The following is a 22,230-nucleotide window of genomic DNA, read 5'->3' on the forward strand; positions in this document are numbered from 1 at the left end:
TTCAAGCAAAATCATTGGTCATTTATCATTTTAATCACATAATTTAATACTGTATCGTAGGGATTTATCACATCAAAATGATTTTCTTTGTATTTAACATATTCAACAAAATCATCAAACCTTTGTTCCACATAAATATCTGGCTGTGTATGATATTCCTCATTTGGGGTTCCATCGGGATTTAATCCCATTTCAAGGGGGAACCTAATTAAAAGTCCAGAGTTAGGCAAAGAAACAATCGCAGGGTCCATTCCTATTCCATCACCACCTGTTGTTGTCCCTACTAGGGTTGCAAATTTTGTTGCTTTGCAAAAAGCCGCAAAGGCCTCGGCAGATGAATAAACATAATCGTCAACCAGCAAAAATATTTTTCCTTTAAATCCAACTGGATTCTTTGGTCTTATTTCATCCTTTGAGTCTAAAAAGCTTTTAAATAAATTTTTGGTTTCTTCTGGATAATTTAATTCATCCGGAAGTTTTTCTATTGGTTTTGTTCTTATTTTTCTTGACTTTAAAAAGGGTTTTATATAATCTCCTCCCCTATAAAGGCAATAAAATTGAGTGGATAAAGGTTTCTCTATTAGTGCTGGGACAATATTTTCCATATAATAGCCTTCGCTTCCACCACCATTGCCCCTTATGTCTATTATGAGGTATGGGTAATCCTTTATGCTCTTTAAAAATGAATATATACCCTCCTTATCCTTTTCAACATGTTCATATGAAAAGGACCAAACCTTTAAATAGGCAATTTTGTCCTTTTGAATTATTTTTGTTTCATAAACTTTATCAGTATTTATGTTATATTTATTGGTATTTTCAACTTGTATCCCAGTTAACTTCTTTTTAATTATCTTCCCATCTAAAGTTTTAAATCGTAATTCTTTCCTTTCATTATCATTACAAGTTATAAATAGGTTATTGGTTTTAAGTTTGTTTCTTTTAAAATCATAGGTTGTATACATTTTATTCATGTTATTTTTTATATATTCATCTACTTTAATACCATCTATACTAATCAAAGTTGAAAACCTTGGAATATCATATTGTTTTAAAAAATCTTTATCGCCTAAGTTTGAATATATTATATATTTACCTTCCACATACTTAAAATCAATAGGAATAATCCTTTTACTTTTAGGCAATATCATAGTCCATTTTTTATATTTAGCTTCAACATTTTTATTGTTTATTACCCTATTCCAGGAATAATTTCCTGATCCCTTATAAAACTCCCTATACATATCATATCTATCAGGGCCTATTATATTTGTATGGGCATTTTGTAAAAGATGTAAAATCTCATCGATGGCAAAATAAAATTCAACATTGTTTTTGTTTTAGCAATTGTCCCTTTAAACTCCTCCCTTTTTTCAAGCCAGTCAAAACCAGTTTTCCTTTTTGAAACTTCTAAATAAGGATAGTTATCCTTTAAAACATTATATAAATAATCGAAATCCTCTAATTTTTCATCAATACTAAGTTCAGGTAAATCCTTATTTTGTGCCTTTAATAAAACATCTTGTATTTGATGGTGAAATGAAATCCCAATTAATAATACCAAAAATAAAGCTCCGATAATAAATAAACTTAATTTAACTTTTTTATCACCATAACCCCACCTCATAAACTTTAGATTAGGCATTTTTGTTATATTATACCAAATATAAAAAATCAATTATAGTGCCAGTTGACAAAAGAAATATAAAATTATAGAATATAATTGATAATAATTATCAATATCATGTAGGGAGGTTGCTTATGTCCGCACTTATAATAGGTGGAGATAAAGTGCAAACTATAATAAAAGGATTGAAGGATAAGGGATTTAATATAATTGAACATATCAGTGGCAGAAAAGCTAAAGACAAAATAAAGGGATGTATCTTGAATAACAGTAAATATGACATAGTAATAGTTTTAATCGATTATATTAATCATTGCTTGGTATCAAATCTAAAGAACAATCTTTGTCATTGCAACGTAATATACTGCAGACGCTCATGGCCAATAATCTCAGGAAAATTAGCAGATTACATGGAGGGTAAAAATGACCATATTTAATTTGTTTAATCAGACAAAGAAATACGATTATAGATCCTACATAATAAGCAGAATACTTTATCACGCTGCACCTACTATCTTTTCATCTAAACCATCTACTATAATTAATTTTGACAATATAGACCCATCCTTTTGCATGATATTGCCTTCGATAAAGGCAGAGTTGCAGAAAAAGTTTCGACTCTACACTTTTGAACTTTTTAAAAATAGTAATAGATGTGTAGTTCTTTTTTATAGGAAGGACCTTTTTTGAATGTTTTCAGGGAAAACATTTGTTTCCTTTCAACCTTTGGATATAAACACGATATGACTTTGAGCCAAATTTTAAACCTTTTAAAGGAAAAATATACCCTCTCCTGCCCCCATGAAATAGGAATTTTTTAGGTATTCCACTGGAAGATGTAATGGCCTTTATAAATGATGAAAAGGATTTTAAGCTTTGTGGTTATTGGAAGGTTTTCGGTGATGTTGAAAGGGCAAAGCAAATTTTCAATGAATACGATAGAGCTAAAAATCTAGCTTTAAATTACATCTATAATGAATATATGCTTCATGAAAATAAACTTCTAAATTAACTTTACTTAAGTAATTTAATCAATTATCATTAAATTAGTTTATTAATTTCATGGGGGTGCCTTGTATGATTAAATGGAGGGAAGATTATTCAATAGGAGTAGAAAGTATTGACCAGCAGCATAAGCATTTGATTGAAATCGCCGGCAGAGTCTATGATGCTCTTAAAAATCAATTTTATGTGGACAAGTATGACAAAATAGTAGAAATTTTAAAGGAACTTGAGGATTATACTATCTATCATTTTGGAGAAGAAGAAAAATTTATGAAGGAAATAGGATACGAAGGATATTTTATGCACAAAATAGAACATCAAAAATTCATTGAAAAAATTCAAAGTATAGACCTTGAAAATATAGATGAAGAGCAAGATAAATACCTTCTTGATATTTTCAACTTCATCGCCGATTGGCTTGTAAATCATATATTAGAAAAAGATAAAGCAATAATAAAATAAAGTGCAGCAAAGCTGCACTTTATTCCCATTCAATTGTTGCAGGTGGCTTTGAAGTTATGTCATATACAACTCTATTTACTCCCTTAACTTCGTTTACTATCCTTGAGGATACCCTTGCAAGCACCTCATAGGGGATTCTAAACCAGTCGGAGGTCATGCCGTCTACACTCTCAACAGCCCTTAGGGCTATCGTATAGGCATAAGTTCTTTCATCCCCCATAACTCCAACGCTTTTTATATCAGGTAAAACGGCAAAATACTGCCATATATCTCTGTGAAGTCCTGCCTTTTTTATTTCTTCTCTAAATATAAAATCCGCCTGCCTTAAAATGTTTAATTTATCCTCAGTAACTTCACCTAAAACTCTTATTGCAAGGCCTGGACCTGGAAAGGGCTGCCTTGATATTAAATCCTCTGGAATTCCAAGCTGCCTTCCAACTTCCCTAACCTCATCCTTAAAAAGCTCCCTTAGGGGTTCAACAAGTTCAAACTTAAGGTCCTCCGGAAGGCCTCCAACGTTGTGGTGGCTCTTTATTGTAGCTGAAGTTTTTGTTCCGCTTTCAACAACATCGGGATATATCGTCCCTTGAACTAAAAATTCAGCTCCCTTAATTTTATTTGCCTCCTCCTCAAAGACCCTTATAAATTCTTCGCCTATAATCTTTCTTTTTCTTTCCGGATCTGAAACTCCCTTTAATGTTTCTAAAAATCTATTCTTTGCATTTACCATTATAAGGTTCATGTTAAACTTTTCCTTAAATGTTTTATAAACCTCCTCGGCTTCATTGAGCCTTAAAAGACCGTGGTCCACAAATATGCATGTTAAGTTATCTCCTATTGCCCTGTGGACCAAAACAGCTGCAACTGATGAGTCTACTCCTCCCGATAGAGCACAGATTGCCCTTTTGTCACCTATTCTTTCTTTAATCTCCTTTATCTTGTCATCTACAAAGGAGGACATTGTCCAGCTTCCACTTAAGTTGCAGATATTAAAAAGGAAATTATTAATTATTTCCCTTCCAAATTGGGTATGATGAACCTCAGGGTGGAATTGAAGGCCAAATATTTTTCTCTTTTCATCCTCCATCGCAGCGATAGGACAGTTTTCACTTGATGCTGTTACTCTAAAACCTTCAGGAAGTTTTACTATTTGATCTGTATGGCTCATCCAGCATATAGCCTTTTCCTGTAAGCCTTTAAAAAGATTAGAAGATAAATTAAACTTTATTAACGTATTCCCATATTCCCTAACCTCTGCCCTATCAACCTTACCACCAAGGCTCTCTGCTATTAGCTGATCTCCATAGCATATACCTAAAATGGGGATATTTAATTCAAATATTTCTTTATCTATTTTAGGTGCCCTTTCATCATAAACGCTATTTGGCCCTCCTGAAAAATTATTCCCTTTGGTTTTGCCTTTTTATCCTTTCAACAGCTTCATCATAGGTAACTATTTCGCAGTAAACCCTGCTTTCCCTAACTCTTCTTGCAATAAGCTGGGCATATTGCCCTCCAAAATCAACTATAATTACAAGTTCCTTTTCCATAATCTCCTCCTAATAATTTGGTAATTTATAGAAATATCAAAAAGTCAAAATGTCAAGTAGCAGGCACTAAAGTGTTGTATAATTAGGTGACTCCTTTGTTATTTGAACATCATGGGAATGGCTCTCCCTAAGTCCCGCTGATGTTTGAACAACAAATACTGCCTTTTCATGAAGTTCTCTTATATTTTTGCACCGCAGTAGCCCATTCCTGCCCTAAGGCCTCCAACAAGCTGATATATTGTATCACCTACAGGCCCTTTATAGGCGACCCTTCCTTCAACTCCTTCAGGAACTAATTTCTTGCTATCCTCTTGGAAATATCTATCCTTGCTTCCTTTTTGCATTGCACCTAAAGAGCCCATTCCACGATAAACCTTGTATCTTCTTCCTTGATATATTTCCTCTTCACCCGGGCTTTCGGCACATCCTGCAAGCAAAGACCCTAGCATTACAACATCAGCACCTGCAGCAAGAGCCTTTACTATGTCTCCAGAGTATTTGATTCCTCCATCTGCTATTATTGGAACCCCATATTTTTCGCTTCTTCTGCACAGTCCATAACAGCAGTAAGCTGCGGAACTCCAACTCCTGCTACAACCCTTGTTGTGCATATTGAACCCGGACCTATTCCAACCTTTACGCAATCAGCCCCTGCCAGGATAAGGTCCCTTGTTGCCTCGGCTGTTGCAACATTTCCTGCTATTATTTGTAGCTCTGGGTATTGATTTTTAATATTGTAAACTGCATCTAAGACCCCCTTTGAATGTCCATGGGCTGTGTCTATCACAATTACATCAACCCCAGCCTCATATAGGGCCTTTACTCTGTCCATCATATCCTTTGAAACTCCAACGGCTGCCCCTACAAGTAGCCTTCCCTTTTCATCCTTTGCTGCATTAGGGAACTTCTCTGCCTTTTCGATATCCTTTATTGTAATAAGGCCTTTAAGATTAAATTCCTCATCTACCAAAGGAAGCTTTTCTATCTTGTGTTTTCTCAAAATTTCTTCTGCCTCCTTAAGGCTTGTTCCAACAGGGGCAGTTATAAGGTTATCCTTTGTCATAACTTCCTTTATCTTTTTGTATAATCCTTTTCAAATCTAATATCCCTGTTTGTAATTATTCCAACAAGCCTTCTGCCAACAACTATCGGAACACCTGATATTCTATATCTTGCCATTAGATTATCAGCATCTTGAATTGTATCCTCAGGAGATAAGAAGAAGGGATCTGTTATTACGCCGTGTTCTGATCTTTTTACTTTGTCCACCTCAAGGGCTTGTTCTTCAACGGACATATTTTTATGGATTATTCCAATGCCGCCTTCCCTTGCCATAGCAATAGCCATTTTAGCTTCAGTAACCGTATCCATACCTGCACTCATTATTGGAATATTTAATTTAATTTTTTTAGTAAGATAAGTTGATGTATCAACATCCTTTGGTAGAACCTCTGACTTTTGTGGAACTAATAAAACATCATCAAATGTATAGGCTTCTTTTATTATTCTTGTCATATTATCCCCCTTTTCAAATGGTTTTTAATTATTATTTACATAAAACAAAAGGCATACTACGAGTAAAGCGTAGTATGCCAAAAAGCATATTAAGCCTTACTCATAGTCGGGTAGTTTACGGCCACCCGGTAGAGACTCAAGGCCATATTCCTTGGATTATATGAGCAGGTAATGTCAAAATATATCGTTTTTTAGTATTATATTATTAAAAAACGTTGCGTCAAGGACCAGATACAAAAATTTATATATTCATTGATATTGTATCTACAAATCTTTTTATATCCTTAAGATTGTTTTGCAGAACATTATAAATTGTTTCGTTATCCACTTCTATATACATATGAACTATCCTGTTTCTAAATTTTGCCATTAAGAAATAAGTTTCAATGTCGTTTTTGTCAATAATTCTATTTTGATACAATATTTCAAAAGAATCTCTATTACTTTCAACCTTCCCCCATCTATTTCTTGCAATAATATGGTTTGCAATGTCAAGCATTGCCTCAATAGATGTTTGTAAAAGATACTTTGCACTATCAACATTCCTAAAATCATTTAAAAATTCTTCCTTTGTAAAATTCCTTAGCTCTTCAAGTTTTTTAAGGTTTTCCTGGATAAACAAAAGCTTATTCCTAACTTTGTCGTAATCTATATTTAAAATCATCCGTTAACACCTCTATTTTTAAAATTTGAAAAGAAATCTCTGTTAAAGGAATCAATAAAATATTTTGCATCTCTGTATTTTTTATAAACTAATTCAATAAAATCGCTAAGCTTTATAGAATCAGCAACATAAATTTCTCTTCCCTCATTAATTGCTTTAACTTGAAGTGTCAAGGGAGCCTTATTTAGGTTTACAATATCTACATTATCAAATTTTAATATTTCTGTAATTTTACAAGCTATCTTTGTTTCTTCAATAAAATCAATATCATCTTCAAATAAAACCGCAAAGTCTATATCGCTATCTTCCCTTTGATATTCCGTTCCATATGAACCTATTATATAAACGGCAATTACTCTCTTATCTTCATTAAAATAATTAACTAAAGCAGGAATTTTATCCTCTATAGATATCATTAAATCAACCCCTAAAGCTTGGTTCTCCTTACAAAATTATAAACATCCTTCAAAGGAAGTCCCCTCTCCATTGAAATCCTTTTTAAATCCTCGAATTCAGGGGATATGTTTACAATTTCACCTTCGTATTTTGAAATTTTAAAATCGACTTTACCAAATTCCGTCTCCACCCTTTTGATTTCCCTTTGAAGTTCATATCTTTTTATTTTAAATTTTCTTATTCCTATTGTCGTCGTTTCTTTAAATAGAACCTCAATTATGGATTTTTCCTTGTTTTCATGGACAAGAACTGATATTACAATTCCAGGCCTATTTTTTTCATATAAACCGGAGTAAGATAAACATCAAGGGCACCCTTTTCAAATAGTTTATCCATAACATATCCGTAAAACTGAGGATTCATATCATCTATTGTAGTTTCAAGTAAAACAACTTCCTCCTTATCCTCCTCACCAAGAATAACCCTTAAAACATTAGGCTTTTCTGTGTTCTTTTTACCACAACCATACCCCACTGCCTTTACCTTCATGTTTATACCCTCAACAAATTCAGAGCAAAGCCCCTTTAAAATAGCTGCTCCCGTTGGAGTTGTAAGCTCAAATTTTCTTTCATCAGAATAAATAGGAACATCTTTTAATATATTCATGGTTGCCGGTGCCGGAACAGGTAAAATCCCATGCTGGCATTTTACGAATCCGCTTCCTGTATTTACATATGAAGAAATTATTTTGTCAGGTTTTAAATAATCTATACAAACAGCAACTCCAACAATGTCAATTATCGAATCCACCGCTCCAACCTCATGGAAATGAACCTCATCTATGCTTTTTCCGTGGACCTTTGCCTCCGCCTCTGCTAATATATTGAAAATCCTTTTTGCAATATTTTTGGCACCATCTGTAATCCTGCTTTTATCTATAATGCTTATTATATCCTTTAAATTTCTTTCATGATGATGGATATTTTCCTCTTTTAAAAAAACATAAAAGTCCGTTCCTTCTATGCCGTTTTTATTGCTTTTTCTGATTTCTATTTGATATTCTTCATCTATATTTAAACTTTTTAAATTCTCAATTAAATAATCCTTAGGAACGCCAAGATCTAAAAGAGCACCTACAGCCATATCACCGCTAATTCCTGAAAAACAGTCAAAATAAAGTATCATTTTACCACTCCGTTTCTAAAAATCCTTTGTTTATCATAGAAGCGATATATCCTGCACCAAATCCGTTGTCGATATTAACAACGGAAATACCAGCAGCACAAGAGTTTAGCATAGTTAAAAGAGCAGAGAGCCCCCTAAAATTTGCCCCATATCCTACGCTTGTTGGAACAGCAATAACAGGAACATCCACAAGTCCAGCAAGAACGGAAGGAAGTGCCCCTCCATTCCAGCAACTGCAACAATGCAGCTCGAACCCTTAATTTTATCCATATTAGAAAACAATCTATGTATTCCTGCAACCCCAACATCAAAAATCCTTACAACATTATTTCCAAAGGCCTCAAGGGTTACTGCTGCCTCTTCTGCCACAGGGATATCTGCCGTTCCCCCTGTGACAACAGCAACCTTACCTACCTTTTCAACATCCTTTGGATTTACTATGAGTATCCTTGCAAGCTCATGATATACCATATTTTCAGAAATATCCTTTACTCTTTCATAAACCTCCTTTGACATCCTTGTTGCAAGGACATTGGCATCTCTGTTTATCATATCTAAAAGAATTCCCCTCAAATGATTAATATCTTTACCTTCAGTAAAAACAACCTCTGGATAACCAACCCTTATGGCTCTATGGTAATCAAGCTTTGCAAAGTCTAAATCCTTAAAGGGAACATCCTTTAATGCATCTAGAGCCTTCTCTACATCCAGCTCTCCTTCTTTAACTTTAGTTAGTATCCCCTTTAACGTATTCCTGTCCATTACTTTACCCCCTCATTTAAACTTCCTGTTTTATAACCCGTAAGATCTAATGAAACATATTTAAAGCCTATTTCCTTTAGCTTTTTTCAACTTCATCTATAAGTTCCATGCTAAAAAACTTTTTAAAATCATCCTTTGGAACTTCTATCCTTGCAATATCCCCATGACATCTTACCCTTACATTTTTAAAACCCTTGTTTATTAGAAAAACTTCAGCATCATCAATCATCTTTAGTTTTATTTTGTTTATCTCATCTCCATAGGGAATCCTTGTTGCAAGGCAAGCAAAGGAGGGTTTATCATAAAATTTAAGTCCCATTTCCTTTGCTAAAAATCTTATATCCTCCTTTGAAAGACCTGCCATAAGTAAGGGGCTTTTAACCTTTAGCTCTTCTATTGCTCTAAGCCCTGGTCTATAATCCTTTAAATCATCGGCATTAGTTCCATCCACAACATAGTCTATTCCAACTTCGTTGGCAAAGGAAATTAGTTTTGAAAAACAGTCCTTTTACAGATATAGCATCTATCTATTGGGTTATTTTTAAAACCTAAAACATCCCTTAAGGGATCAAACTCAATCTCCACATGCTCAACACCTAATTCCTTTGCAAATTCCCTTGCCTCATTAATTTCCCACGAAGGGTATATGTAGGATATAGCTGTGGCTGCTACTGCTCTATTTCCTAATACATCCTTAGATACCTTTAATAAAAAGGAGCTATCTATTCCCCCAGACAAAGCAACTAAGACGCTTCCCATATCCTCTAATATGTTTTTAAGTTCATTAAGTTTTGTAAAACTATCCATAAGTAACCTCCTTTTAAATTAAAAAGCCCTTTTGGGCTTAGATAAATATTTCTGTTAGATTTATCTTTAAATCATTAAAGAAAGCCGATTCTACAAAATCATCTTTTGAAAATGTTCCATATTCTATATATATCCCTTCCTTTAGAACAAAAACCTGGACAGTCTTCCCTTTAGGACTTGCAATCCAATATTCATCTACACCAAACCTCGAATATAAATCCATCTTTTTATATAATCATGGGATGCATTCGAAGGTGATAAAACTTCAACAATAAGTTTAGGAATCCCTCTATAATTTTCTGCTGTTATTTTGCTCTTGTCGCAAATCACTATAATATCAGGTTGAACGACATGTTTTTCTCCTGTATTTTCATTTTCAAATATAACGTCATAAGGAGCAACAAAAGGTTCACACCCTTTATCTTCAAAATACTCTAAAAACTTTGCAAAAAGCCTTCCTACTGTTCTTTGATGTTCTGTAGATGGTGATGCCCAAAGATAAATTTGTCCATCTATAAATTCGGCTCTTTTATCCTTAGTTAACTCTAAAAATTCTTGATAAGAGTATTTTCTTGCCTCCGGTAGCATATAACCAACCCCTAAAACATATTCATACTTTTATTATAGTTTAATTGATAATTTTTACAAGTGAAAAGAAAATACAGCATAAAAATATAACTTGTTAAAATTTTATCAGAAACTATTGATTTTTTACTTACAAAAGCTTATAATTAAATTGTGAAATAAATAACAATCAAGCAGAACATTGACAGCTAAATATTATCAAGCATTTTAATCATTTATTATATCAATAAAACCTTTATCTATAAAGAAAATACTATTTTTTATAATGTTGTTTGTTAATTTTATATCAAAGAGAGGTGTTTTGTATGTTAATTACGAACAATGACGAATTAATGCAAAGGATTAATCAAGTAAGACAGGCTCAAGAAATTTATGCAACTTTCCCACAGGAAAAGGTTGACGAGATTTTTAGAGCTGCTGCAATGGCTGCAAATGAGGCAAGAATTTATCTTGCAAAAATGGCCGTTGAAGAAACAGGAATGGGGATCGTCGAAGATAAGGTTATTAAAAACCACTTTGCTTCAGAATATATATACAACAAATACAAGGATGAAAAGACCTGTGGAGTTATTGAAAAGGATGAATCTTCAGGTATTGTTAAAATCGCAGAACCAATTGGCGTTATAGCAGCAATTGTTCCTACAACAAACCCAACATCAACAGCTATATTTAAAGCCCTCCTTGCGCTAAAAACAAGAAACGGTATAATATTCTCCCCACACCCAAGGGCTAAAAATTCAACAATAGAGGCCGCAAGAATAATTTTAAAGGCCGCTGTTAAGGCAGGAGCTCCTGAAAACATCATCGCTTGGATAGACGAGCCTTCTGTTGAACTTTCACAGCTTCTTATGAGCCAATGCGACTTTATCCTTGCAACCGGCGGTCCTGGAATGGTAAAGGCAGCCTACTCCTCTGGAAAACCAGCTATAGGTGTTGGTTCAGGAAATACACCAGCCATTATAGATGAAACAGCTCATATAAAGATGGCAGTAAACTCAATCATTCTTTCAAAAAGCTTTGACAACGGAGTTATATGTGCATCGGAACAGGCTGTTATAGTTTTAGATGAAGTTTACGATGAAGTTAAAAAGGAATTCATGGAAAGAGGTTCCTATTTCTTAAAGGATGATGAAATAGATAAGGTAAGAAAAATAATTCTTGTAAATGGCTCTATAAACGCAAAAATAGTTGGACAAAGCCCCCAAAGAATCGCTGAAATGGCAGGAATTACAATCCCTGAAAATACAAGAATAATCATCGGTGAAGTTGAAAAGGTTGGACTTTCTGAACCCTTCTCCTTTGAAAAATTATCACCAATTCTTGCAATGTATAGAGCAAAAAGCTTTGATGAAGCTCTAAACCTTGCTGTTGAGCTTGTAAAACACGGTGGGTTTGGTCATACATCCGTTCTTTACACAGATACAATAAAGTGCAAGGATAGAGTTGAAAAGTTCAGCGCTGCTATGAAAACAGGAAGAATAATAATAAACATGCCATCATCACAAGGGGCAATTGGTGATATATATAACTTTAGATTAGAGCCTTCTCTAACTCTTGGCTGCGGTTCCTGGGGCGGAAACTCAGTTTCAGAAAACGTAGGAGTTAAACATCTATTGAACATCAAAAACGTAGCTGAGAGGAGAGAAAATATGCTCTGGTTTAGGGTTCCTGAAAAAATTTACTTCAAATATGGAAGTCTTTCAACAGCCCTTAAGGAATTAAGGGATATGAACAAGAAAAAGGCCTTCATTGTAACTGATAAGGTGTTGTTTGATCTTGGATTTACAAGTAAAGTCACCGATTTATTAGATGAGCTTGGAATTCAGCACAGCGTATTCTTTGAAGTTGAACCAGACCCAACATTATCTTGTGCTAAAAAGGGTGCTGAGCTTATGAAATCCTTCTCCCCTGATGTTATAATAGCTCTTGGTGGAGGCTCACCAATGGATGCTGCAAAGATTATGTGGGTAATGTATGAACATCCTGAAGTTAGATTTGAGGACCTTGCTTTAAGATTTATGGATATTAGAAAAAGAATCTATAGATTCCCTGAACTAGGTAAAAAGGCCATGATGGTTGCTATCCCAACAACAGCAGGAACAGGTTCTGAAGTGACACCATTTGCCGTTATAACAGATGAAAAAACAGGAATCAAATACCCACTTGCTGACTACGAATTAACACCTGATATGGCCATCGTTGATCCTGAGCTTATGATGAATATGCCAAAGGGACTTACTGCAGCGTCAGGTATAGATGCACTAACCCATGCAATAGAAGCCTATGTTTCTGTTCTTGCATCTGAATTTACTAATGGACTTGCCCTTGAAGCGATAAGGCTAATATTTAAATATCTACCAACAGCTTATAGTGAAGGGGCTAAAAATCAAAAGGCAAGGGAAAAGATGGCTTACGCTTCAACAATAGCAGGAATGGCCTTTGCAAATGCCTTCCTTGGAATATGCCACTCTATGGCCCATAAACTTGGTGCTGCCTTCAATATACCACACGGCGTTGCAAATGGACTTTTGATCAGCGAAGTTATAAGATTCAATGCAGTAGATAACCCAAGAAAGCAAACTGCCTTCCCACAATACAAATACCCAAATACAAAATGGAGATACGCACAAATTGCAGACTATCTAAGACTTGGTGGAAAAGATGAAGATGAAAAGGTTGAACTATTAATAAAGGCAATAGAAGATTTAAAGGAAAAGATAGGTATTCCAAAATCAATTAAAGAAGCCGGAATATCTGAAAAGAAGTTCTATGCACAACTTGATGAACTTGCAGAACAGGCCTTTGATGATCAGTGCACAGGAGCTAACCCAAGATATCCTTTAATCAGCGAAATAAAGGAAATCTATATTAGGGCATTTGAAGGAAGATAATTTAAAGGGCTATCTCATATTCGAGGTAGCCCTATTGTTTTAGTAATAAAAGAACATTAAGAAGGGTTACGACAATCCCTATAATCCATAGCAAAATATTTGTTTTTAAATCATTTTTAAATTTACCCATAACATATTTAGAACTTGTTAAATATATTAAAAGAAAAATTGTAAAGGGAAGCTGAATGCTTAAAACTATCTGAGATATTAAAAGGCCTTTAAAGGTATCGCTGATTAACATAATTATTAAAAGTGCACAGATTATAGTCATAGTTATACCTATTTTTGTTTCTTTATCTTTTATATCATAGGTTTTGTTATAGATTCCTGAATAAATTACCCTCCAGAAATCCCTGCCGTAATGCTTGAGGAAATTCCCGAAAACAAAAGAGCAAGGGCAAAAACAAAGGATGCTAAGTTACCAAGGATTGGTCTTAAGAGGATTTGTGCCTGTTGAAGTTCTTGAACTATTATCCCGTTTTTATAAAAGGTAGCAGCTGCAACTATTATCATTGCACTGTTTATTCCCCATCCTATTATCATAGAAAAAGAGTATCTAAAAATTCAAACCTTACTTGCCTTTTTAACTTAATTTCATCCGTCCTGTCAAAATGTTTGTTTTGAATTATTTCTGAGTGTAAAAAATATTATGGGGCATTACAACAGCGCCTAAAACGCTCATTATTATAGGCATTGATCCCTTAGGAATGGCGGGAACAGTTGAGCTAAAAATAGCCTTCCCCATTCAACATCGACAAGAGCAAGTTCAAACACAAAGCAAAAACCAATAATCGATACAAAGCATATTATCCATTTCTCTATTTTATTATAGGAGTTAGTCCATATCATAAATAATGAAAAGGTTGCTATTAAAACTGCAGCCAATTTAATTGGAATAGAAAAGAGCATATAAAGGGCTATTGCTCCACCTAAAATTTCTGCAAGGGCTGTAGATACTGAAGCAAAATAGGCACTTGACAAAATTAATTTGCTTATAATAGGTTTAGTATAAGAGGTTGCAGCTTCAGATAGGCTCTTTCCAGTAATAATTCCAAGTCTTGCAGCTGTATGCTGCAGCACAATAAGCATCAAAGTAGATAAAGTAACCATCCATAAAAGCCTATAGCCATATTGAGAACCTGCCGCAACATTTGATGCCCAATTGCCGGGGTCTATAAATCCTACAGTTATTAGAAGTCCTGGCCCAATATATTTAATGAATTCCCTAACCATTATGTTTCCCCCTTAAGACTTTAACATCAATCTTGTGGGAGACATGCCCCCACAAGATTTTCCTTTTACCCCCTATATATATGCCAAAGGGCATTATCAGTTCCCCTTGCAAATACATCAATTCTATTTGGTCCCCAGGATACTGCCGCCGGTTCTGAAGTCAATTGCCCTCCAAGGTCCATCCAATCACTCCATCTTCTTCCGTCCCACCATTTATGCCATAGGGCATTGTTTGTTCCCCTTGCAAATACGTCTATTCTGTTTGGTCCCCAAGAAGAAGCTGCTGGATCTGATGTCAATACTCCTCCAAGGTCCTCCCATTCGCTCCATCTTCTCCCGTCCCACCATTTATGCCATAGAGCATTATTTGTCCCCCTTGCAAATACATCTATTCTGTTCGGTCCCCAGGATACTGCAGCTGGTGCTGACGTTAATACTCCTCCAAGGTTTTCCCAGTCACTCCATCTAGAACCATCCCACCATTTATGATAAAGGGCATTATCCGTTCCCCTTACAAATACGTCTATCCTATTTCTTCCCCATGATGCTGCAGCTGGTGCTGATGTCAAAATCCCACCTAGGCTCTCCCATTCGCTCCACCTTGAGCCGTCCCACCATTTATGATAAAGGGCATTATCCGTTCCCCTTACAAATACATCTATCCTGTTTGGTCCCCAGGATACTGCATCCGGACTTGATGTTAAAATTCCTCCAAGGTCCTCCCAGTTATTCCATCTTCTCCCGTCCCACCATTTATGCCATAGGGCATTATTTGTCCCCCTTGCAAATACATCTATTCTGTTTGGTCCCCAGGATGCAGCGCCTGGTCCAGAGGTTAAAATTCCACCAAGGCTTTCCCAGTCACTCCATCCTGATGGTGTTTGTCCCTTCATATTTTCCAAAGTAAATTTTATGAGATCTCTAATTATTTCATTTGTTCTACGGGTTGGAACTCTAAAACCTATAAATGTTGCAAAAATCCAAGGCATATCTCTTCTTAAGCTTGTGAATAATGCATCCGTCTTTTGATTAATATTTCCTGTATAGTTTTCAGCATTTCTTACAACGTAGTTAACAATTGCCCTGAATAAAAGTCGAGTAACATTCCTTGGCATTCCATAACTTCTTAGCTCAGCATATACATTTGCAAATTCTGTATCAACAAGCCTCATTATTCTATTTACCTCTTGAGTAATTTGCCTTACTAATTCATCCTCTTCGTATTCCAATTCCAAATCATCATCCCTGTAGTTCTCATCATAATCTTCATATTCCCTCCAATACTGCCACATCCAAAAGTATGGACAATACAAAGTAAAACCCCCAAATTAATACTTACATTAATATAATATAGTTCTTATATGCTTGATGTTACAAAGTAAGAAGGTAAAAATAATTTATTTTTATTAAATACTAATCACCATTTTAAATTATTTACATATATTATTTATTGTGAGTAATAATTAAAGGTGATATGTTGTATTGCAAATGCTATTTTACAAATCTAACCTGCGTTGTAAATGAAATCTTGCTATGGAGCGAAGTTTCAAGTGAACACCCAATATTTATTAAAACGGTCGCTTCCCTCACAATAAAAATCTTCCAGAATCCCTAAACCGAAGATTAGATGAAATTAGTGAAATGTTTAAGCCAATAATGAAAAAGCCGAAGCAATAAAGGGGAAGTCCCACATCACCCCTCTAGTTTATCTTGACGTAAAAAGTCTCATAGATGAATTTTTACTTCATGATGGACATTTCTTAATGCTTCTTCCAGAAATTAAACAATACGGAAAAGACGATGCTGTATGGCAGGAACTATTAGAGCACATTACACATGAACAAAGATATATGTTTGAATTATTTACTAATTTTAAGGATTTATTAGACTAATCAATATAGATGGAGGGAGTTTATGTATCATCACATGTTTATGTGTCCTTTTTATCACTATATGATGCCAATGATGGGAATGGAAAAAATGCAAAGCATGCCTTATATGATGCAAATGCCGATGATGCATATGCCTATGATGTGGACGCCAATGATGCAAATGATGCCTATGCTTATAGATATGGATGATGAAGATGGTTATGAAGATAGGGAAGAAGACAGAGTTTCTGTTGAGGAGATTTTAAACAAGATTGAGAAAAACGATCCTCAAATATTTGCAATCTTAAGGGCCTATGGAATCCCAATGCCGGTAGCAAGAAGATTAGTAAGAAGAATAATCCGTTTGACCTTGAAATATTCAAAATAAGCCAGGCTCAGATTGTTGACAACCCCTCTTTGGTGTTCAGACTTTGCAAGAGCCCCGTGAATGGATTTCAAAGAGGCATCTCTCATGAGCCCTAGCAATTAGAATTGCTTAGCGAAATGAGCGAATGCCAGGGAAATCCTTCACGGGCCTTATCAAAAATAACTTTTAAACAGTCTGAGCCTGGCTTATTTGTTTTTAATAATCTAAAGGTCTATTTAAAATTATAAAATCTCCTAAATGCTTTGTTTCAAATTCTACAGTCTTATCTTTAAGTCTAGAAGGAACATATACAAATGTAGAACCATTAAAATAATAAACATATGCGTTATTAAATTTCTTTTTATCTATCTCTATCTTTGTTTTGAATACAGTATTATATAAAGTTTCAATGTTTGAAGAAATGTTAAATCCTATAAAATCCCTTCCTCTAATATTATTAAGCTTAGCTGATTTAATATTTGAAATATTTAATTCAAAATAATCATTTATATTCCTTAGAATATCCTTTGCTTTATAAATTACCTCTATATTCTTGTCGCAATAACTTAATAATAAATCATTCAACGAAGCTGCATATAAAACTTCCCTTGATAATTTACCACTTACACTAAACACATTCTCCTTTTCTGCATTCAAAAGCGACCTGATTAGCTTGAACTCTTCAGCATCATTTTTATGCATTATCCTTTTTCGACAACGAAACTTGGATCATAAGCAGGCTTTAAACTTTCTCCATCAATCGCTATATTCTTTACTTTATTTGCTAATATTACTCCTGATTTTTCATTTAAATTTAAATTGATATTTCCGTTTAAAACTATAATTTCTTGCCCTGAAATTAAATCTACAAACTTTGTTCCGTTTTCATAAGGAACATTTAAACTCACGCTCTTTGAATCTCCCTGTTTATAACTATGATAGCCTTATCTGAAGTCTTTTCTCTTACATATGCCAAAACATCTTTATGGGCTAATATCGGTTTAATTTCACCAGTTCTTAATACCTCATAGTTATTTCTTATATTTGCAAGTTTCGCATACCACTCAACAAGTTCCCTATCACCCTTACCCCACGGGAAGGCTCTTCTGTTATCCGGGTCATCTGCACCGTATTGCCCTGCTTCATCTCCGTAATATATAACGGGTGCACCGGGATAAGTCATCTGCATCAATGCTGCAAGCTTTAAAAGTTTCTTTGCATTTTCACTTGGAGGATTTGCTATATCCTTAACGCTCTTTTGATATCCATCAAAGGCAGAAATTGCCCTTTGGGTATCATGGGAATCTATTAAGTTAAACATAGCATAGAAGGCTTCCCTTGGATATTGTTCTCTAATTAGTTCTAACGTTTCCATTACCTTTTCTGAATCCTTTTGTCCCATAAAAAGTCTAATAGTGCTCCTCTAAATCTATAATTCATAACAGAATCATACATATCTCCTAAAAGATATCTTGTAGCGTCATCCCATATTTCACCTATTATTACATTGTCTCCTTCTTCCTTTACCACTCTTCTAAAGTTAACCCATGTTTCATCCGAAACTTCATTTGCAACATCAAGTCTCCAGCCGCTGGCACCTTTTCTTATCCAATATCTTGTATGGGAATCTTCACCATCAATAACTTCTTCAGCCCAAGATTTAACTTGATATTCAGAACCATTAAGTGCCTGAATAACAGGCATCGAGTCGAATCCCCACCATCCTTCATAGTAATAGCGCTCAGTTGGTTTTCCAACATCCACCTTCCTATTTTCTATTCTAAACCAGTCTTTGTAATGGAAATCAGTGATTCCAATGCTTCTAAAGTATTCCTGAACCCTTTTTTCTGCCTCTAATTGACTTAATCCCTCAAGGTTCATCAAATCGTAAACCCTTGACCAATATTGATAGGCCCCAAGGGGTTTGCCTTTTGTCATGTATTTTCCATATCTATCAAAATAAATTGAGTCATCAGAAACATGGTTTAATACTCCATCAAGGATTATTTTAATTCCTCTCTTTTTAGCTTCCTTAGCAAGTCTTACAAAATCATCCATAGAACCAAGTAGCGGATCAAGTTCCTTATAATCACTTGCATCGTATCTGTGGTTGGATATGGATTTAGAAATAGGATTAAAGTAGATTACATTTATTCCAAGGGCCTTCAAATAATCTAGTCTCTTTATAACTCCTTCGATATCTCCACTTACATTTCGTTACACCATTCTTTATCTCCCCTTGTTCCCTTATAGTCTTCTCTGTCCTCTAAGGATGGAACTTCAGGGATTGCATACCAATCATCATAAAATTCGTAAAGGACACTTCCCCTTGCAAATTTTTGGGAGTAGTCGTTTTTCTTATCTCCATTATAGAACCTGTCGGGAAAAATATGATATATCACAGCATTTTTCATCCAATCCGGTGTTTTAAAACCTGGAAGATATACGTTAAGCCCGTAATATAAAACCTTGCCTAAATCATCGGCCTTTCCTTTGCCATATAATCCATCATCGTCACCAAATGCCTTTACTTCTGAACCATTGGAAATTATAAAATAATACTGATACATTCCCTTTTCCTTTGGTGTATAATTAGTGCTCCAAATATAGTTATCTTCTGCAATAGTTTTTGTCATATCTATGCTTTCTTTACCATTTGGAGTTAATACAACAAGCTTAACTTGTGAAACATCCTGTCCCGTTCTTATTCTAAATTTTACATTTTCACCTATCTTAACAGCACCAAAGGGCTCCTTGAAGCTTAAATCCCTTGAATCATAATAAATTTTGCTGGTGTCTATATTTCTTTGTGAAGCGTTGTTGAATATTAAACCTGTTACATAATCGTAGCTGAATGTAACTTCTCTATCTTCGTTTAAAACAATCTCTGGATATTCATAATCATCGTTTCCAAAAAGAACCCTTATTCCTCTATATGTTCCTGCCCTTAGATAAACAGAAACTGAATATACTCCCGTTAACCTTAAATCCTTCATAACATATTCTTTGTCAAGGCCTACTAACTTTGGTCTATTCTCTCCCAAAAGTGGAACATATTTTGTAGAATCGGTTATTATATGACTTATGTCTGAATAATAGAAGGTTATATCCTGCTTTTTGTAAGCTGCATCTGAATATTAGCTCCGTCCCTTGCTCCATCCTTCCCGTAATTTTCATTCCAGGAACCCATAGCAACTTTATATTCATATATCCCAGGCGGAACATCCTTTATTGTAAATTTATAAAGGCCATCTCCTATATGCTTCATCCTTGTAATTTGTGATGATGGATCCCAATCATTTGCACCAACAAGATGCTGAACCGTTCCAACTAAAACCACCAATCTTCCTCCTGGCACTTCTGAAGCTTCCCTTACAACTTGAACTTCCTTTAAAACCTGAACATTTGAAGCTTTATCCTTTGCTGATATCTTAATTTTTATTGTGTCTTCGCCCTCTGGAAGTTGCCCTAATGTTAAAACTCCTTCATCGCTTAGAGACGCTATTTGATTTGGATTATCTATTAAGGACCACTCTACATTTTGATAATCCTCTAAAGCACCATCCTCCTTCATGGATTTTGCAATAAGCTTTATTGAAGTGTTTTGTTCCACCTCAAAGGGCACATCTATATCAACAAGTCCTGGAACATATAAAACAGAGTTATCAAAGGGTGGATTGCCTTCCTTTCGTGGATTTTGTGGGTCCGTCATCCAATTGCCATCAACAATAAATTTATAAAGATACTTACCAGGTTTTAACTGTAGGCTAATGGACCAAACATTGTCTTCTCCTTTAGTCATCAAAAGTTTTCCGTCTCCCCAATTTGTCATAGAACCCGCAAGGTAAACTTCCCTTGCTTTTCCGGTTAGATCTAAATAGTTAAATATCACCTTATTACCTTCTATTACAGGGCTACTAACCTTTGATGGAACAACAAGTTTAGAATTTTTACCACCATATCCATCGTCAACTACATTTGGATTTGATGGGTCATTTACCCAATATTCATTTCCATTTTCTGTTACAACAAATTTATACTGATATTCACCTGGATTGAGGGTTAAAACTAAAGTCCACACTCCATTTTCCTTTATCATAGGATTTGCATTTTTATCCCAACCATTAAAGCTTCCTGCCAGTGAAACCCTCTCTGCCCTATCGTTTTTGTATCTGAATATAACCTTACCATCTAAAGTTATTTCTGGGCTTATTATCGGATTTTCCAATCCTAAAATTTCAGCAACCTTGTCATAGTCATTAATACTGTCATAAAGTGCTACATTTTTTACATCCGCTATGAATATAACATATTTACCGCCTTCAGGAATGTTTAAAACCTTATTGCCGCTTCTTGGTATTCCACCGCTATCCCATGAATAGTTTTCACAAGCCTTATATTCATAACTTCCTGCATTTAAAAAGCTTCTATAAATAAATTTTCCATCGCCGTCTAAATAATCAAATTCATATCCCCTTGTTGAAGCATCCCAAGTATTACCTTCTCTAACCTGTCCTATAATTGAAACTACAGTATTTATCCACGGATTGCTAATTGAATCAACGCAAAGGTTAAGGTATGAATTTGCAAGGAAAGTTATATCTGTCTCTGCTGTAATTTGAACTTCCCTATTTTGTCCCACTTCACCATTGGACCACTTATGGTCATAGGCTACTTTGTATTCAAGCTTAGTATTTTGAGTCTTTGGTGAAAGTTTAAAGGTTCCTTTAAAAAATCCTCCTCCGATATAGCTTAAATCAAAATTGGCATCTTCAGGGTTCCAAAATTGGCCATCTTCAACAAAATCGTTGAGGTTTCCAACCAATGTTGCCGATAGTTTAAATTCCTGCGGTTCATTTACTGAATCAATAATTCTCTTATTTTTATTATCAAATCTAAATATAACTCTTTTAGGTTCAGTTAAATTAAGCTGTCTATTTTGTGACGGATAGTTTTCATCCCAGCTTCTGTTAAGTGCAACCTTGTATTCATAGCTACCGGCCTCTTTAAAATCCACAACAGCCTCATAAATTCCATTTCCATAGGGCTTCATAAAATTATTCTTATCATCGGGTTTCCAATTGTTTTCTACTTTGGTTCCCTCTAAAGTAAAGTTTCCAACCAGTGCAACTATGTCATCTACCCTTGATGAGGCCCTAACTTGTGAAGTCAGATTTAATTTAGGAAAAAATTAACTAAGAATAAGAATATAAGAATAATGCTTAGCCTTTGTTTAAACCTTTTCATCTAATCCCTCCCTTATAATTGTGCAAACGTATGCATCTATAATTATTTTACTATATTTTATAT

General features: G+C 34.8%; 18 protein-coding genes, 7 pseudogenes and 1 riboswitch. Of the genes and pseudogenes, 6 read left to right on the plus strand and 19 right to left on the minus strand.

The genetic code is table 11. The annotated features are described in order from the left end of the window. Positions 1-11: 11 nt before the first annotated feature. Positions 12-1,244: a S41 family peptidase gene (locus PWK10_RS12620; protein ID WP_274766282.1), complete on the minus strand. Its 1,233-nt coding sequence runs from the start codon at positions 1,242-1,244 to the stop codon at positions 12-14. Between the two features lie 20 nt (positions 1,245-1,264). Continuing rightward, positions 1,265-1,564, minus strand: coding sequence for a hypothetical protein (locus PWK10_RS12625; protein WP_274766283.1), 300 nt, complete (start codon positions 1,562-1,564; stop codon positions 1,265-1,267). Between the two features lie 197 nt (positions 1,565-1,761). Between PWK10_RS12625 and PWK10_RS12630 the strand changes: the two genes are divergently transcribed. The 3 genes and pseudogenes from PWK10_RS12630 to PWK10_RS12640 all read left to right on the plus strand — a co-directional run bounded on the left by PWK10_RS12630 (position 1,762) and on the right by PWK10_RS12640 (position 3,094). Then, positions 1,762-2,064 (plus strand): DUF2325 domain-containing protein, encoded by a 303-nt coding sequence (locus PWK10_RS12630; RefSeq protein ID WP_274766284.1) that lies wholly within the window; start codon positions 1,762-1,764, stop codon positions 2,062-2,064. A 306-nt stretch (positions 2,065-2,370) separates the two neighbouring features. Then, positions 2,371-2,639, plus strand: a pseudogene (locus tag PWK10_RS12635) (DUF3793 family protein). A gap of 65 nt (positions 2,640-2,704) precedes the next feature. After that, complete coding sequence (locus tag PWK10_RS12640; RefSeq protein ID WP_274766285.1) at positions 2,705-3,094, plus strand: bacteriohemerythrin; 390 nt, start codon at positions 2,705-2,707, stop codon at positions 3,092-3,094. 19 nt (positions 3,095-3,113) lie between these two features. On the opposite strand, the pseudogene guaA reads toward PWK10_RS12640, so the two are convergent. The 9 genes and pseudogenes from guaA to PWK10_RS12685 form a co-directional block, all read right to left on the minus strand. Continuing rightward, positions 3,114-4,644: pseudogene (gene guaA / locus PWK10_RS12645) on the minus strand (glutamine-hydrolyzing GMP synthase). A gap of 66 nt (positions 4,645-4,710) precedes the next feature. Next, positions 4,711-6,159: pseudogene (gene guaB / locus PWK10_RS12650) on the minus strand (IMP dehydrogenase). Between the two features lie 83 nt (positions 6,160-6,242). Further along, positions 6,243-6,343, minus strand: a riboswitch (purine riboswitch). A 57-nt stretch (positions 6,344-6,400) separates the two neighbouring features. Beyond that, complete coding sequence (gene hepT, locus PWK10_RS12655; protein WP_274766286.1) at positions 6,401-6,823, minus strand: type VII toxin-antitoxin system HepT family RNase toxin; 423 nt, start codon at positions 6,821-6,823, stop codon at positions 6,401-6,403. Then, the gene (mntA, locus tag PWK10_RS12660; protein WP_008908444.1) at positions 6,820-7,239 is read right to left on the minus strand and encodes a type VII toxin-antitoxin system MntA family adenylyltransferase antitoxin; all 420 of its coding nucleotides are present in this window, start codon (positions 7,237-7,239) and stop codon (positions 6,820-6,822) included. Before mntA ends, hepT begins: the two co-directional genes overlap by 4 nt. A gap of 11 nt (positions 7,240-7,250) precedes the next feature. Then, positions 7,251-8,404 (minus strand): annotated as a pseudogene (gene larC, locus PWK10_RS12665) (nickel pincer cofactor biosynthesis protein LarC). Between the two features lies 1 nt (position 8,405). Beyond that, positions 8,406-9,166, minus strand: a pseudogene (gene larB, locus PWK10_RS12670) (nickel pincer cofactor biosynthesis protein LarB). After that, positions 9,166-9,973: pseudogene (gene larE, locus PWK10_RS12675) on the minus strand (ATP-dependent sacrificial sulfur transferase LarE). The pseudogenes larB and larE overlap by 1 nt, the downstream one beginning before the upstream one ends. Positions 9,974-10,010: 37 nt before the next feature. Beyond that, complete coding sequence (locus PWK10_RS12680; protein WP_274766287.1) at positions 10,011-10,196, minus strand: Uma2 family endonuclease; 186 nt, start codon at positions 10,194-10,196, stop codon at positions 10,011-10,013. Next, positions 10,169-10,561: a Uma2 family endonuclease gene (locus PWK10_RS12685; RefSeq protein ID WP_274766288.1), complete on the minus strand. Its 393-nt coding sequence runs from the start codon at positions 10,559-10,561 to the stop codon at positions 10,169-10,171. Before PWK10_RS12685 ends, PWK10_RS12680 begins: the two co-directional genes overlap by 28 nt. A 302-nt stretch (positions 10,562-10,863) precedes the next feature. On the opposite strand from PWK10_RS12685, the gene adhE reads away from it, so the two are divergent. Further along, complete coding sequence (adhE, locus tag PWK10_RS12690) at positions 10,864-13,449, plus strand: bifunctional acetaldehyde-CoA/alcohol dehydrogenase (protein ID WP_274766289.1); 2,586 nt, start codon at positions 10,864-10,866, stop codon at positions 13,447-13,449. Positions 13,450-13,480: 31 nt separating this feature from the next. Here the strand turns inward: adhE and PWK10_RS12695 are convergent. Beyond that, a pseudogene (locus PWK10_RS12695) lies at positions 13,481-14,682 on the minus strand (Nramp family divalent metal transporter). A 65-nt stretch (positions 14,683-14,747) separates the two neighbouring features. Then, positions 14,748-15,995, minus strand: a complete 1,248-nt coding sequence (locus PWK10_RS12700) for a sialidase (protein WP_274766290.1) — start codon at positions 15,993-15,995, stop codon at positions 14,748-14,750. Between the two features lie 450 nt (positions 15,996-16,445). On the opposite strand from PWK10_RS12700, the gene PWK10_RS12705 reads away from it, so the two are divergent. Together PWK10_RS12705 and PWK10_RS12710 are read left to right on the plus strand one after the other, a co-directional pair. Next, complete coding sequence (locus tag PWK10_RS12705) at positions 16,446-16,574, plus strand: hypothetical protein (RefSeq protein ID WP_008907973.1); 129 nt, start codon at positions 16,446-16,448, stop codon at positions 16,572-16,574. Positions 16,575-16,596: 22 nt separating this feature from the next. Then, positions 16,597-16,941, plus strand: a complete 345-nt coding sequence (locus tag PWK10_RS12710) for a hypothetical protein (RefSeq protein ID WP_274766291.1) — start codon at positions 16,597-16,599, stop codon at positions 16,939-16,941. Between the two features lie 195 nt (positions 16,942-17,136). On the opposite strand, the gene PWK10_RS12715 is transcribed toward PWK10_RS12710, so the two are convergent. Genes PWK10_RS12715 through PWK10_RS12740 form a run of 6 tightly spaced genes read right to left on the minus strand, consistent with a single transcriptional unit; the run spans position 17,137 to position 22,093 of the window. Then, positions 17,137-17,577, minus strand: coding sequence for a hypothetical protein (locus PWK10_RS12715; protein ID WP_274766292.1), 441 nt, complete (start codon positions 17,575-17,577; stop codon positions 17,137-17,139). A 44-nt stretch (positions 17,578-17,621) separates the two neighbouring features. Continuing rightward, positions 17,622-17,828, minus strand: coding sequence for a hypothetical protein (locus PWK10_RS12720; RefSeq protein ID WP_274766293.1), 207 nt, complete (start codon positions 17,826-17,828; stop codon positions 17,622-17,624). Next, a complete protein-coding gene (locus PWK10_RS12725; protein WP_274766294.1) occupies positions 17,825-18,295 on the minus strand; it encodes an alpha-amylase family glycosyl hydrolase in 471 nt (156 codons plus the stop codon). The genes PWK10_RS12720 and PWK10_RS12725 overlap by 4 nt, the downstream gene beginning before the upstream one ends. Further along, on the minus strand, positions 18,295-19,119 hold the full coding sequence (locus PWK10_RS12730) for an alpha-amylase family glycosyl hydrolase (RefSeq protein WP_274768269.1): 825 nt from the start codon (positions 19,117-19,119) through the stop codon (positions 18,295-18,297). Before PWK10_RS12730 ends, PWK10_RS12725 begins: the two co-directional genes overlap by 1 nt. Before the next feature lie 8 nt (positions 19,120-19,127). Beyond that, positions 19,128-19,964, minus strand: a complete 837-nt coding sequence (locus PWK10_RS12735; protein ID WP_274766295.1) for a hypothetical protein — start codon at positions 19,962-19,964, stop codon at positions 19,128-19,130. 59 nt (positions 19,965-20,023) lie between these two features. Then, positions 20,024-22,093 carry a pullulanase X25 domain-containing protein gene (locus tag PWK10_RS12740; protein ID WP_446715376.1) on the minus strand — a complete coding sequence of 690 codons (2,070 nt, stop codon included), beginning with the start codon at positions 22,091-22,093 and terminating at the stop codon, positions 20,024-20,026. Positions 22,094-22,230 lie beyond the last annotated feature (137 nt).

The organism is Caloramator sp. Dgby_cultured_2 (assembly GCF_028872215.1).
GTDB lineage: Bacteria > Bacillota > Clostridia > Clostridiales > Caloramatoraceae > Caloramator > Caloramator australicus.

Coding starts and splice junctions, on each gene's coding strand:
- PWK10_RS12640 (WP_274766285.1), top strand. CDS start 2,705: ATGATTAAATGGAGGGAAGATTATTCAATAGGAGTAGAAAGTATTGAC.
- PWK10_RS12620 (WP_274766282.1), bottom strand. CDS start 1,244: ATGTATAGGGAGTTTTATAAGGGATCAGGAAATTATTCCTGGAATAGG.
- PWK10_RS12725 (WP_274766294.1), bottom strand. CDS start 18,295: ATGGAAACGTTAGAACTAATTAGAGAACAATATCCAAGGGAAGCCTTC.
- PWK10_RS12680 (WP_274766287.1), bottom strand. CDS start 10,196: ATGGATTTATATTCGAGGTTTGGTGTAGATGAATATTGGATTGCAAGT.
- adhE (WP_274766289.1), top strand. CDS start 10,864: ATGTTAATTACGAACAATGACGAATTAATGCAAAGGATTAATCAAGTA.
- hepT (WP_274766286.1), bottom strand. CDS start 6,823: ATGATTTTAAATATAGATTACGACAAAGTTAGGAATAAGCTTTTGTTT.
- PWK10_RS12705 (WP_008907973.1), top strand. CDS start 16,446: ATGCTTCTTCCAGAAATTAAACAATACGGAAAAGACGATGCTGTATGG.
- PWK10_RS12710 (WP_274766291.1), top strand. CDS start 16,597: ATGTATCATCACATGTTTATGTGTCCTTTTTATCACTATATGATGCCA.
- PWK10_RS12630 (WP_274766284.1), top strand. CDS start 1,762: ATGTCCGCACTTATAATAGGTGGAGATAAAGTGCAAACTATAATAAAA.
- mntA (WP_008908444.1), bottom strand. CDS start 7,239: ATGATATCTATAGAGGATAAAATTCCTGCTTTAGTTAATTATTTTAAT.
- PWK10_RS12685 (WP_274766288.1), bottom strand. CDS start 10,561: ATGCTACCGGAGGCAAGAAAATACTCTTATCAAGAATTTTTAGAGTTA.